The organism is Acinetobacter sp. WCHAc010052 (assembly GCF_002165295.2).
Classification (GTDB): domain Bacteria; phylum Pseudomonadota; class Gammaproteobacteria; order Pseudomonadales; family Moraxellaceae; genus Acinetobacter; species Acinetobacter chinensis.
Window position 1 is genome coordinate 1837354 of the sequence record NZ_CP032143.1, and the last position, 13651, is coordinate 1851004.

General features: G+C 44.2%; 13 protein-coding genes. 1 reads left to right on the plus strand and 12 read right to left on the minus strand.

The features are described 5' to 3' along the window. Nucleotides 1-178 precede the first annotated feature (178 nt). Nucleotides 179-571, plus strand: a complete 393-nt coding sequence (locus CDG61_RS09125) for a hypothetical protein (protein WP_087551442.1) — start codon at nucleotides 179-181, stop codon at nucleotides 569-571. Here CDG61_RS09125 and CDG61_RS09130 read toward each other — a convergent pair. Genes CDG61_RS09130 through CDG61_RS09185 form a run of 12 tightly spaced genes read right to left on the minus strand, consistent with a single transcriptional unit; the run spans nucleotide 564 to nucleotide 13563 of the window. Next, on the minus strand, nucleotides 564-1073 hold the full coding sequence (locus CDG61_RS09130) for a hypothetical protein (RefSeq protein WP_087551441.1): 510 nt from the start codon (nucleotides 1071-1073) through the stop codon (nucleotides 564-566). The two genes, CDG61_RS09125 and CDG61_RS09130, sit on opposite strands and share 8 nt — an antisense overlap. Then, a complete protein-coding gene (locus CDG61_RS09135) occupies nucleotides 1074-1577 on the minus strand; it encodes a lysozyme (RefSeq protein WP_087551440.1) in 504 nt (167 codons plus the stop codon). It lies immediately after the preceding gene. Further along, the gene (locus CDG61_RS09140) at nucleotides 1564-1848 is read right to left on the minus strand and encodes a holin (protein ID WP_087551439.1); all 285 of its coding nucleotides are present in this window, start codon (nucleotides 1846-1848) and stop codon (nucleotides 1564-1566) included. The genes CDG61_RS09135 and CDG61_RS09140 overlap by 14 nt, the downstream gene beginning before the upstream one ends. A gap of 51 nt (nucleotides 1849-1899) precedes the next feature. Next, the gene (locus tag CDG61_RS09145; protein WP_087551438.1) at nucleotides 1900-2130 is read right to left on the minus strand and encodes a hypothetical protein; all 231 of its coding nucleotides are present in this window, start codon (nucleotides 2128-2130) and stop codon (nucleotides 1900-1902) included. Further along, nucleotides 2123-4018 carry a hypothetical protein gene (locus CDG61_RS09150; protein ID WP_087551437.1) on the minus strand — a complete coding sequence of 632 codons (1896 nt, stop codon included), beginning with the start codon at nucleotides 4016-4018 and terminating at the stop codon, nucleotides 2123-2125. The genes CDG61_RS09145 and CDG61_RS09150 overlap by 8 nt, the downstream gene beginning before the upstream one ends. A 14-nt stretch (nucleotides 4019-4032) precedes the next feature. Further along, on the minus strand, nucleotides 4033-4422 hold the full coding sequence (locus CDG61_RS09155) for a hypothetical protein (protein WP_087551436.1): 390 nt from the start codon (nucleotides 4420-4422) through the stop codon (nucleotides 4033-4035). Beyond that, nucleotides 4419-4703 (minus strand): hypothetical protein, encoded by a 285-nt coding sequence (locus tag CDG61_RS09160; RefSeq protein ID WP_087551435.1) that lies wholly within the window; start codon nucleotides 4701-4703, stop codon nucleotides 4419-4421. The genes CDG61_RS09155 and CDG61_RS09160 overlap by 4 nt, the downstream gene beginning before the upstream one ends. A gap of 2 nt (nucleotides 4704-4705) precedes the next feature. Continuing rightward, the gene (locus CDG61_RS09165) at nucleotides 4706-6028 is read right to left on the minus strand and encodes a hypothetical protein (protein WP_087551434.1); all 1323 of its coding nucleotides are present in this window, start codon (nucleotides 6026-6028) and stop codon (nucleotides 4706-4708) included. 14 nt (nucleotides 6029-6042) lie between these two features. After that, entirely contained in the window at nucleotides 6043-7668 is a 1626-nt protein-coding gene (locus CDG61_RS09170) for a hypothetical protein (RefSeq protein ID WP_087551433.1), read from the minus strand. Nucleotides 7669-7674: 6 nt separating this feature from the next. Beyond that, entirely contained in the window at nucleotides 7675-9720 is a 2046-nt protein-coding gene (locus tag CDG61_RS09175; RefSeq protein ID WP_228199561.1) for a hypothetical protein, read from the minus strand. Continuing rightward, a complete protein-coding gene (locus CDG61_RS09180) occupies nucleotides 9710-10126 on the minus strand; it encodes a hypothetical protein (protein ID WP_087551432.1) in 417 nt (138 codons plus the stop codon). The genes CDG61_RS09175 and CDG61_RS09180 overlap by 11 nt, the downstream gene beginning before the upstream one ends. Continuing rightward, nucleotides 10126-13563: a tape measure protein gene (locus CDG61_RS09185; RefSeq protein WP_087551431.1), complete on the minus strand. Its 3438-nt coding sequence runs from the start codon at nucleotides 13561-13563 to the stop codon at nucleotides 10126-10128. The genes CDG61_RS09180 and CDG61_RS09185 overlap by 1 nt, the downstream gene beginning before the upstream one ends. Nucleotides 13564-13651 lie beyond the last annotated feature (88 nt).

A 13651-nucleotide genomic window follows, 5' to 3' on the forward strand; every position in this document is an offset into this window, starting at 1 on the left:
TGACGCGCTTTACAATCACTATGTTTTGTCGCAGTATCAAAAAATCAAACTAGATTATGCTCTATTAAAATCCCCTCCCAATTAAAACGAAAATAAGGAAAATGCTTTGCTAACAATACCAACTGACTCGCTAAATAAATTTCTAGCTATTAGCAGTATCATTTCTATGGTTTTCTTAATGGATATTTGTCTGAAAAACTATGAGAAGGCTGAGTTAGCTTATATTTCAGCATTTATCAAAGGAAGTGAGTTTCAGGAGAAATACAAAAAATATTCAAGCCATGTAAATAACGGCATCGAAGCTTATAACAATTCCATTATGAATAAGGCAACTTTGTCCAAAACTGAGCAAAAAGAGGTATTAGCTGAAATGGATAAGGCCTCCCTAATGGAGCCTCAAATGGAAAAGATGTCATATGAGGTTTTAGAGACCGCACACAAAGCTATGCTCTACAGTAGATTAAAGTATATTTGGATTGGAATTACATTTTTAGCTTTAGGGATATGCGTATTTGCTGCATTTATTGGATTTAGGGGTTGGTATTTAAGTGAGAAGAACACCATTAATTAATGGTGTTTTCAGGCCACGTCTCACTCAATCGTTCAACATCAATTGCGTGCCCATCTGCTTTCTCTGCCATGCTTCGATATTCTGCTGTGCAAGCTTCGAGTAACTCACTGCTGGTAATGGTGTACTCAACAATGGTTTCTTTGGTAGCTCCGGACAAACGTTTGTTGGCTTCACTGAGTTGCTTTGACAGCCCGCTAGCAGCCAAATCAGCACTACGAGCGGCAGCATTCGCATCTTGTATTTTTTTAATCGCATTTTGTTCCACCTCAATATATTTATCCGACCAAGACTTTTCAGTAATGGCCTTCTGTTCTTTGGCCTTTGTGATTGCAGTTTCATAAGGGGTGATAGCTTCAACCACACGCACGTCACAATTCGCTTCAGCTTCATTCAGCTTTCCCGCTAAATGATTTGTGTACCCGATCTGAATCAGATACAAAAAAATAAAGATCGCTGTTGCGATCCATTTTTTATACTTCCACATAATTAAAAAAATAGGCATCTACTGCACTCCCATACATTTACTGTGACGCTCAAGCTGCCGTGTCCAGACACCCCAACAGTTATTTTTTCTGACAGAACAATCACGCTTGGCCACATACTTCCATTTCAGCAGTGAATCGCATGCAGCCCTGTATTTACCCTGCTTCAAGTTTCGAAGCATCGATGAGCTATTCCAGTTTGACTGTCCGAAATTGTATGTAAAGTCCAAGAAAACGTCATATTCAGTCTGCGACAGCTTCACACCCTGCAGTGACTTCCTGAATGCGATTTCATCTTTGGCCACATGCGATTTTGCCCATTCCTGAGCTGTTTTTCGTGAAATCGGAGGATCTGACATTTTGATTTTAGCGCCATCGGGCTTGGTTGTAGAGCCGATGCCCTGCGTCACTACTCCGCCAGTATCTTTATACGGTTTTGCAGAATAACCTTCATGTATTTCTAAGGACGTAAAAAAAGCAGCTGAAGCTGCCAATCCTGCCACCCAATATTTAGTCTTTGACATTGCATTCCCCGATCGCTTTTCTTAATGCAATTTGATGCAGTTCATCTGCACGTTTATTCTCTTGTCGCTTGTAATACCAGTTAATTAAAAAACTCATAAAGCTCACAAGTAGACCCGCAATTGCAATAACCAAACCCAATGCTGTAACCGGATCTAAACCTAAAAACTTGCCCGACAACCCCGCTATTGAGCCTCCCACTGCTGTTTTTGTTGACACAGATGTAACTGCTGCACTTGCTTCAGCAATTGCTTGTCCTGTCGTTTCAGACATGCCGCCCCCCTTATTTTTGGCAATAAAAAAGCACCTGTTGGTGCATATAGTTTAAATTTCAATCTGAATCACTTCGCTGACTGCGGCTCCTCGCTTGATTTCATTACCAGAGATAAATACCCAGGCTCCTACACTGAAACGGGTTGTGCTTGTACACATCACCAAACCCGACCCATCAACAACCAGGACTTTGTAATTTGGGTGTGATTCATACTCAACAGAACCAATGAATTCTGCATTTTTAGGAAGTAAATCAATAAATTTTTGTAGCGCATTACTCATGTTTAACCCGCTCCACTTTTATTGACTGTGTTACAACCGAATGAGTAAATGAAACACTCACAGCGTCTGTAATACCCCACCACTCTGCATCAAAAGCAGTTAAATCAGCTGGTGAGCACTCACCAACTTCCGCTGCAATTGGTAGTGTTAAGCTGTGAGTCTCAACTAACCCCGCTTTTGCTAATTCAGATTTTCCATAACCGCCCATACTTTCAACCGTAAATAACGGATTATTAACAGTCTCAAGAACAACATCACCTGCTGTGCCGGTACGTCTGACCTGCCCCGCAACACCTGACCTGTCATTTGTTAGAGTGATGCTGTTGTAATGAGGGTAGAGTGCATCATCGATCGATTGGGTGGTCGTGATGCTGAGCGGAATCAGCCTGTCGTACTCATCAACACTGATCGAATCCCAGAAGGTCTTTTTATACTTAGGTTTGATGGTTATGACTTGTCCTGATTTTTCACTGTATACAAACCCACCCGCACTCTCTGCAATCATCTTAATTGCAGCAATTGGTGTTAATCCGGAGTAGCTGAGACTATTAGCTGGCAGAATCCAGCTCAGCTCGTTTATAAGCTCCCACTTAAGCTGAATTGGGCTGTTTACCCGATCAAGCTCTGCTTGGCATAACTGTCGTGCAGTACGCTCATTCTCTTGCAAGAACGAGCGAACAGGTGAATATGGTGCATCAAGCAGTGCCGATTGACTTCTACCAGTGAGTGAGTATGTGTCTTGAGCAAAACGCCTTGTTTCAGTTCTACTCTCAAGCAGCATATGATGCTCGTTACCATTGACATTGATACTGAGAACAACCGGTTGACCGTTTACTGATTCAAGTTTGAGTTTTTCAGAGGCTGGAACAGTTAAGTTGTATGACCAACACCAACTGCTCTTGTCAGTGCCGTACCTCCCGTCCAATACTTTAATTTTTTCACCGCTATCAATACGGTGAACAGATAAATTATTCAAAATATACCACCATTTTTTGTCTGCAAGGCCGGGTATACAGTCATCAGCACCAAAATCGAGAATCACATTGTGTGAATCTAGGTCTGTGCATAGACAAGTGAAATTTAAGTCACCACTTCCTGTGAAACGCTCTGGTTCCGGCTTTGGCCATGGTTTGATTTTGTGTTTCTGGTAGTGGATTGATTTTGCTTTATCCCAGGAAATATCAAAGTCAGTAACAAGCTCAAGCCCACGATCCCATGTATATGAAAATTTCTTTTCAAAGATATGGGCAACTTCATGCTCATAAGTGATGATCTTTCTTTTCCTGACCAACTCATCCCAGTCTGATGCTCTTTGCAGTTCAAGATTTACCGCCACATCAGCAAAAAACCTGGATCCAATAAACCTCTTTTCAGTTTCCTGCCAGATAAGACCAACATCACTTTTCAACCCTGTGCTCTGCTCATGCAGTGTTTTAACTGATCTGTACAGCAATGCAGCTTTTTCAAATCCAATCACTGCCTGGTTACTTAAAGTGCTGCTGCTATCTGTATAAAAGGCATTGTTATGTGCTCTGAATACAGGCTTTGCCCATGGAGCTGAGATTGTAGATATTGAAGGCGTTGCATGCTGAAATGCTGCAGCAGTTTGCAGATAAACCCCGAGCAGATGATTGATATCAAATTTACCGTGCGCTGCAAACTTAAAACCGGTATTGATGCTTATGTTTGCAGATCCACGAACATCAATCGGTGGCTCAACAGTACCAATTGCTCGAACTTTAAAAGCAGTACAGATGGGAATATTTGCATAGCTAAACCCATCTTCAGAACCAAAATTCAGCAGCAAATTATGGCTATCAACAGGCTTTAATTCAGATACAAAATTAAGATCAAGTCTAAGGGCATCTGGTGGCGTATAGTCTGACATTCACCACCTCAATTTTACTGTGGACTAAGAATTACTGAATCAAGTTTTACGGTTGCTCCGACAACAAATTCATATTTATCAAGAACAAAGTCTGTGACTGCAGCAATATCAACAACTGCTGCACCCTCGCCGTTATACAACCGAGCCCACCTAGCCGTGCCAGCTTTGACAGCAACACCCGCTTCGGTTGCATGAAGTACAACTGCTGAGTCAGTTAATTCCTTAAAGCATGGTTTTGGAAAAGCCAAAGTTAGAAGTTTGTCTGCATCTGAAACTGATTCTGCAGTGCTCCCAGGCTTTATTGAATCAAAAAAAACCAGGGTTGCATTTGCGTCTCCGTGGTCTAAGTAGCTTGCAAGCCCTTGCAGCATCGTGACACTTGCTGCTATAGATGGTCTGCTCATTTTGGCACCACATTATCCTGAATAACTGCATTAAAAAGTCGCTTTGGGTGATGAGCAACCAGAAATTTATCTTCTTTATCGCGAACTGTTAGCTGGTAACTGCCATTCAAATCCGTGATTGCCTGACCAACCAGTGTTGCATCGCTACGTGCAAACAGTCGCACCAGCACACCGGCTGTATTCACATAGTTGGTCTTGATCACGCCCTTTACTTTGAATGATTGGACTGCAGTCTTGGGCGGCAAAAATGAGCGATTATTCGAAAGAACTTTTAATTGCATAATCAATCCTTTAATTCAAAAAAGAAACTTGAGATATTTGTATTGGCACCTATTAGGCTGTTAATCTCAACAAAATGATTTCCATTTGAATGCCTGAATACCTGTTGTGTATATACCCCCATTCTATTAGAAACATGTTGTCTCGATTGAAGGGCAATATGTACAAACGGCAACTCACCCTCTACAACCCCATCACTCTGCCTGGCAAAGGGAATTCTTAATAGACTAACTCCGGTCGTATCATCGAAAATATGTACCGGAGATATGCCACTCCCTGTTGGGTATTGGCCGGCATAGGGAAGTAAAGGAGTGATTCCTGTGCTGATACCCACACCGGTGCTGTCGGCAAGCAACTTACAATCAGAACGGAAATCATTCAGCAACCCGCCTGGATATAGAAACGTACTGTTGATATCCTGATAGTTGCCTGCAGCACTGCGCTTAAGATTTCCACAAAGCAGGTAATTAAAAGAGTTTTCAGTAAAACTTTGATATTTACCAAAATATTGGCAGACTGCACTTTTATTAGGGTTTGCTCCAGCCGGTGCACTGGCTGCACATAAATAAAAACCTTCATCATTACCGATGATCGACCAGGTGTGATTTCCCGCACTTCCAGAACTCAGGTGTGTGCTCACTCCTTGCGCCCAACACCCATAAACCACTTTAGCCCAGCCTGGTACAGCAGCACTTCCGGATCCAGACAACTGCCAGTTCTGATTCGGATTAGCTGCATCATATGGACATTGCAAACCAACAATCGTATTGATGTCTGTCATCTCAAATGCAATACCGACATTACAGATTTTTGCGTAGCTCGCAGACCAACCGGTCCAGAGATTATCATCAAAGATGTAGTACATTGCATTTTCAGGATTTAATGATTTATAAGCACGCTTAAATGCACCATCTGTAAATGCAATTTCATAACCTAGGGGTGCAACTTTTGCAGTGATTGTGCCTGAAGCTGTTTTTGCTCCAGGTAGTTTCTCAACAAAAGTCAGGCTATTAGACTGTGTTGTGTCTACACGAAACCGGCCATTGAATGCACTATCCGATCCTCCCTGGATCATCAGAATTTGACCGGGTTTAAAATTATGCGTCAGATTAAATGAGGCGGTAATAACGCCTTCATTATTTGCTACCAGGGTTGCAACAGCCTGACTGCCATATCCATTTACCAGAACTGCATCAAGTAGGGCGACCAATGCCCCCTGGCTGCTGATAAGTTGAGGTGCATTAGTATTTCCGTCAAATGTAAATTGAACACTTTTGCTTGTCGCCATGTTTTCATACTCATAAAAAAGACCGCATAAAGCGGCCATATCTGATTCAACTTTTAGATTACCCGGTCAATGTCACCGCGCAGCATGATCTGAAACTTGTCAGATATAACTGATGGTTCAGATTGTTTAACCGTCCGGATGCACCAGACAGGGAAATTAGCAGCAACAGTATTGAAGCGAAGTACATTTCCACTCACCCATCCTGCGCCCCATCCCTCTTTTTTGATCGTGAAATACGGAGCACCTGTAACCGGATTTGGTGGTGAGTAATCTGACATTGTAGTTCCGCGAATTGTTAGTTCACCGGTGTATTCGCCGATACACTTAAATGAGGTTGTATCAGTAGTAAATACAATAGCCCAGCGTTCCTGAATTGCACCCTGATTTGTGATGGCAATCGGGTATAGGGCATCATTGTAGTTTGCAGAAATTGCAGCGCCCGTGGGTTCGTCTGCCCAGATGCTATTCCACGTCTGCTGTACAAATTTACCCGTATAGCGTGACTGCATTTCACCAATCACCAAGGCTGTTCCAACAATTGTATTTTCAGCTTCGTAGTTGTGAGTCACTGGCTTTGTAAATGTGATTTGACCATTGATCTGAACATCACGAATTAAACCCATGTCCTGATAGCGATACTTTGCCTTGAATGGTGGGACCAAGGCATTTACAGCAAAATCACCGTTCAGTGTGAATTTACCGTAATCATAATCCACCACATACATGTCAAATGGGACTTTAACCCCGGCTGAATCTTCAAGCTCACACCAGGAAATCCGCTGATCTGGCAGACTGTAAGTTTTGCCCGCCACATGATCCAGCAAGTCCATTGATTTACTTGAGCTCACGATACCAATCCCACCGACACGGAAAATCGGCACACGCCCATCAAGTGGTAAACGGGTAGCAGACAACCCAAGGATCTCTGAATCGAGTGGGATATAAGTGTATGCCACGGCGTTATAACGTACAGAGTCCGGAAGCACCCACACCGGCACATTGACGTAACTTTTTTCCCCATCACTATATTCAAGTAATGGGTCATACCATTGCTGAGAAATAATTTCCGATCGATTAACTTCCGTCATTTCAGTTTTTGTGTAGAAGTAAATGTCTACAAAACCTGTGATGTAATTGATTCGACCGTGCGCCTGCACCGTTTCAATCACGCCATCTTCATTAAACCGGAGTGTCAGCTGACCATGAGCAACCGAAGCAATAACAACGGTCAGTGACCCTGGTCGTATCGGTACCACAGGGGTTCTGAAGCTGACATGGTTAATTGGCGGCAGATCAGTTGTAGTAATCAGCGATTCCAGTTTTAACGTATTGGCTACCCCCGGTGTCCATGATGCCAGCTCAATTTCACCACTACCATAATGGATCTGCCCCGAGCTAATTCCACTACCATTGCCTGGATCTACATTTCTTAAAACAGTCCCGGTGTTATCTACAAAAGTTTCATTTCCGAGCTTAAAACGTACAGATTTCGAGAGAATCTGCTCATTGAAACCGTATGTAAGATCAAACTTAAGCGAATCAGCCTGCTTAGTGTGTGTGCCACTGTTCACATCGGCTGAGTCCCGATAATGAGCTTTAATACCATTGGTTGGTGTAAAAGTTCGATATTCAGTTTGAGCAACATCAATATTGCTTGGTTGAGCCTGATAAATTGTCATAAGTGCTTATCCTGATACATATCCTGCCCATGGATTGCTGACCGGCTTGTATGTTGTTGTGTATTTTGGATTCAGAATATTTCCACCACCACTTGTACCGCCTGCTGAGGCAGAAAGTTCAAAACCTGTAACCGGCTTGGTGTAGAAGTAATTACTGTTGATTTTTGGCGATGCAACCACTTCACCGGTGCTGTAGTTGATGCTGCCCTGTTCATCACCAAAAGCATCAAGCAGCTTTCCACTGCCATCGTCACTCACTAAAAGAATCAAACTGTCATCAAGCATGGAGGTTAGTGGAATCTCAATCGTTACAGAGTTTGGTTTGATTGCTGCACCAGTTCCGATCGTAAATCTGATTTCATGAGCCTGGTTTGGGATGACCTGTTGAACTTCCTGAACCAGTCCTGCACCGTAATCGAATTCAAACTCAAACGATGTGCCTTTTTGTGGTAATAAGTTTGGTATTAAGCAACCTTTTCCGGTTGCATAGTTAATGAACCCTTTAGCATCACCGCTGAATTGCCCTTTGCTATCAGATGTCGCTGTTTTAGACACACCCTCAAGCATCCATGTGGCTTTAACACCCACCGCCACACCAGTCTTTCCAAGATCGAACTCAATCTTTGCAGGTAGAACCGGCAAACTGGATCTGACAAATGTTGCAATCGGCGTACCCCATAACAACAAGATCGGCGTATCCACATCAGGCAAGGCACCTGTGGTCAAAAGCCATGAACCGGTGCTGTAATCAATTCGACCCGAGCCGAATGACGTACTCACACCTTTAAGCTGCCCTGAGCCATCATCTTTGAGCTCATAAAATTTACCCTGGGACATATATGAAATACTCAGACTGCCTGGAGCAGGTGCCGGAACAAGCACACCTGTCCAATTTAAAGACTGGGTTTGTTGAGTCACAGGAAGCGAATAAGACTGAAAATACTGGTTGGGTGCAGATGCCGGCTTAAACGTCAGATTGACTGTAGCCCAGCCTGAACCTGCAGATGCCGTCCACTGAATAAGTCCTCGCTGGTAGTCAATTGTCCCAACCTGCAGACCTGAAGAGTTCTTCAGTAATCCACCCTGATCTGTAATCAAACTGCCAAACAGAGAAAATGACACACTGCCAGGCATCACACCAGACCCAATGTACATATTCTGGCTTGTTCCAACCGTCACGGTGAGACTTACAGTAATCGTGCCATCATTGCCTGGTACCAGCGCAATACCCTCACCAGCGGCATTCACATCAATAATCGGTGTTTCGGTTTGAGCGGACGGAATCAACTGAGTGAACATGCTCTCAGCATTTACAGTGAAGTCACCAACACTGATATCAGATGCCAGTGCGACAGATGAGTAATATTCCCCCGTATCAGCAACAATGGACTCACGTACAATCGTTAAAGACTTTCCATTGTTGTACCAGTCTTTTGCGGACAATCCCTGGTAATCCTGATCCAAAGGATCATTGATCGTGTATGTGACAACTTTGTACTCAATCTGCTTGCCATCAATCATCATTGATGCAATTCGTGTGTCCACCTTAGTGATACGCAAATACTGTTCATGCTGAAGTGGCTTACCCTCATTTGAAACAAGAACAATCGTCTCACCCACGGCGCTCTCGGCTTCAGATGGAAACATGGCCACCTGCAGTGTCTTCATACCCTGCCAGTGGGTGTCGAGTGGTGTTCCTGCGACCTGTGCGCCTTTAGCCAAATAGTTTTCAACTCGGTTCTGCGCAGATTTTCGCTGATCAGTCCATGACTTTGTACTGAATAACAGTGCTGAAACATTTGGGTCTTTTGGGTTTTCAGAGATGAAGACTGTCGCACCCATCAGCTTGTCGGTGTCAGCTGTTGTCACTGCTGGGAATATCTTTCGCATCGACACATCACCCATAGTTCGGTCCATTTCAGAAATGTCATCGAACAGGTTGTTGCTCTGACCATCTACAATGACCTGACCTGAATATTTGCCACCACCATCTGGGTTGTCTGTCAGTCGTTCCGACTTATAGATCACAAGATCCTTTGTTTCAATTGCCATTTTCTAACTCCAGGAGCCGCATTGTGATGTTGAAATAATCCTGCTCAGACACAGCAGGAATGTCTTTCACCGGCTTTGCTTCAAGCGCACCCGCTTCATGATTAAAAATCACAGTAAAAGTGCGTTTATCGTGTGGCCACTCGAACTGAATCAGAAACTTTTCCTGTGTCGTAGACCATTCATACAGGATTCTTAGATTCAGAAGTTTGATCCAGCCCATCGACCTGTCAGCCGGTTCCAATGTTATTGGTCTGCCGGACTTCTTTTTCCCCTCCTGAACAATCAGGGTTCCGTCAATAGCACGCTCCTGTTTCTGCTCAATCGGCTTCCACGAGAATTCATCAGTCCATAAAAAACCGTCTTCGATTGAGACGGTTTCAGATGTTTTTATACGGGTAATTTTCATTAAGTCCTCTTTTTAATCGTACCGAGCTGAGCCAGCATTTTTTCAAGTGAATCCTCAGCACCAGGATCTCCGTAAAGTGTGACATTTTCCCCACCGATGCTGATCTGATATGCCACTGATCTGGAGGTATCAGCCTCCGGCACCTTGTAGTTCGGTGACGCAATAGCAGGCTCAGAGTAATCAGGTTTTGGTGCTTTAGAACCGTTCGATGCAAGTGCGCTACCTCCGGTCAAATTACGCAGCAACTCATTCACTTTGTTTGTACCGTGCTGTGTGGTCTGTCCTTTTGCAGATGCATTATTGAACTCCTGCTCAATCATTTTCATCAGCGCCGGGTTACCTGCTTTACCCAAACTTTGAGATTTAGCATCACGGTCAGCACTCATTGCCTGAGACCAGATCGAGCCTGCCAGCCGCTCAGCTTCGTCATCGCTATAACCCATACTTTTAATCTGAGAAACGACCTCTCCTTTGTTGTATGAGTCATAGTTATAGATGCCGTTGCTGAGTGATTCGCCTTGCCGCTTCATCTCCTTATTCCACTCATCACGTGCTTTCGCAATAGCTGCTTTCCATGCATCAGATGCGCTTACAGCTTCTTCACGTGCAACACGTCCTGCATGCTTATAACCATCACCGATGCGCTCCGCTGAGTGTCTGACGCGGGTATTTGCTTCAGACAGCTCATCCATTGATTTGACTGAGGCTTTGCCGGTGGAGTCGATTTCGACCGCTAGACCATGACTTGCAGCCTTGGCTTGCGCAGCTGCAATTTGTGCCTTATCCCCTGATGCAATCGCAGCATTGAGCATGGTGGTGTAAGCCTGCTTAATACCATCGGCAGTAGCTTGTCCGCTCTTGCTTACAACTTCAAAATTTCTTTTGGCGCTTTCTGCTGCTTCATTAAGTTGCTCTTTGGTTTTTATTCCAAGTGCATTAAACGCCGCAATTGCAGGGTTTAGCGCATTAGGTAACTGCTGTGCTTTTTTCTCAATTAATCCGAGTCCTAAAGCCACCTGTTCGCCAGTGACTAAACCTTGTTTCTCAAGCTCAAGTAGTTTTGCTTTCGCATAATCCAGTTCTGCGCGTGTCTGAGCTGTATCTATAGCTTTGTTAAGATTGGATGCCAATGCCAATCCGGTATCAATGCCTTTTTGCTTGTATAGGTCAAGGTTACCAAGAATGACCTGTACATCATTGGATGCAGATTGAAAAGCAAGTGAGAATTTACCCTGCAACTGCTCTGTACTTAGACCGGTACGCTCCAATGCGGCTTTCAACACAGCTTCGGTTAGCGCTGCTGTTTTTTCTGCCTCTTTTGAAGTGCCGGCAAATGCTGCACGAGCATTGGTTTCAAATACAAGTAGATCTTTTCCATTTAGCGCCTTACCTAGCGCCAACTGAAGTTCATCACCAGTTATTTTCCCTTGATCCTTAAGCATAATTAATGCTGTAACAGCATCATTTATCCCTTTCGTGGAATCAAACTTCATAGCCTGTGAGATTTTATCCAGGGCGTCTTTTGTTGGCTCACCCTTTTTAATAATCTCGTCAAACTCGGTGACAAGCTGCTTCGATGCTTCTGTCAGCTGGTAAGTCTTGTCACGTGCCTTTTCTGCTGCAGCAGCCTGCTCTGCTTTAATTTCAGCTGAAACTTTTGCTCGCGCGGCTTCCAGTAACTGCTGCTGTTCGAGCTTTTCAAGCGCCTTGCCATAACCTCCCGCTTTAGCTATGGCTTCTCCAAGCCACGTCCCAAATGGAACTGCAACCGTACCCACCAAAACACCTACAGCGGTAACCGCCACACCAAGTGCCCCCAGTCTACTTATCAGGGTAGTTACCGATCCCCCCGTAGCGGCCATTGATGTGACTGAAGAAGCTGAACTTGCGGCAAGCTGGGTTTTAGCGGTCGCTGCGCCACGCGTAGCTGCCGCATTCGCCAACTGAGCTTGTGTATTGGCAACAACTGCCGTAGTTTCCTGTGCAATTGCAACTGATGCAGCTCTTACGCCGGCAGCCTTATCCAGGAAGACCTTCGCAATATTGAAAGCCTTATAAGCAATAAATGCCTGCCCCGCCAACATTAATGTAGAAACAATTGTGTCCAGGTTTTCAGCTACAAATTTGATTGCTTCTGCAACCTTAGCACTTGCACCTGTAGCAGCATCCGCCTCACCTATATAAACAGTCCATGCTGTCTTAAGATTTTCAATTGAGGCGCCAATGGTGGTTGGGAATTTGTTAAACTCCTCTGTGATTCTTTCAGACTGACTTAGTAGCGCCTGAGTAACTACATCAGTTGTCAGCTTGCCCTGTCCCGCTAGTTCTCTAAGTTCACCGGTGGTTACTCCCAACCCATCCGCCATAGCTTGCGCCAATCTTGGGGATTGCTCCATCATGGAGTTGAACTCATCACCACGCAAAACACCAGAACCGAGTGCCTGATTTAGCTGAGTAATCGCAGCTTCATTTGACGCTGCTGATCCACCACCCACCTGAATTGCTTTGTTAATGGTTTCGGTCAGGGCGAGCGCCTGTCCCTGAGTCCACTTCATCTCCTGACCAATTTTAGTCAGTCTAGAGTAAAGCTCACCCGTGGCCACGAGATTTGACCTGCTCTCAATTGCCACTCTGGTCACATCATTCATGGCCTGCTCAAGGTTGCCATGATCTCCAATTGCAATATTGACTCGTGCTGATAAGTTCTTGTATTCATCAGCTGTCTGAGCAATCTCCATGGCGGATGTACCAATACCAAGTGCAGCCAAAGCACCTGTTAAAGCTGAGAATCCAGTTTTAAGACCCCGAACTTCCTGACTTGCCTGCTCAGCAATTGATCTTGTCTGGCTTAACTCTTTATTGGTTTCTGCTATCTCAGTATCCAGTTTACCAATTTGAGCTGATGTTTCACCTGATTCATCACCAAGCTCATCTACAGAGCTGGAAGCTGATTCGGCAGCATTACTATAAGCATCAAATGCAATCCTGACCTGCTTTACACCTACCTCAAGCTCCCTGACTTCTTGTTGTGCATTCTGAATATCAGCCGGAGTGGCATTGGTGGCAGAAAGATAATTCAAGTGCAAGCGGGCTTGTTTAAGGTCATCCTGCAACCCCTTTAATGCCTGCTCACCATATACACCAAACTGTTTTAAATTATTTCCACTCAGCTGTGCATCATCACCAATACCTTCAAGCGCACTTGACGCATTGGATAGCTCCTGTACCAACTGACTGACTTTTAGTTTGATTTCAGATGGGATTAAATTACCAATTTGAGCTGATGTTTCACCTGAAGCAATTTTCAGCTTTTCTGCTTCACTTTCTATTGCCTTAAATAGATGCTTAGTAGTCTCTTCGGATTGTTTAGCAGCGGAGATTAACCCCTTACTATCACCATCAAGTACTAATTTAAATGTTAAGTTTTTACCTGACATCAGAGACCTCAAAATAATAATTTAAATGCGCTCATAGATGCGCAGGCATAAAAAAACCGACCTTATTCGGGTCGGTTTAATGGATTAA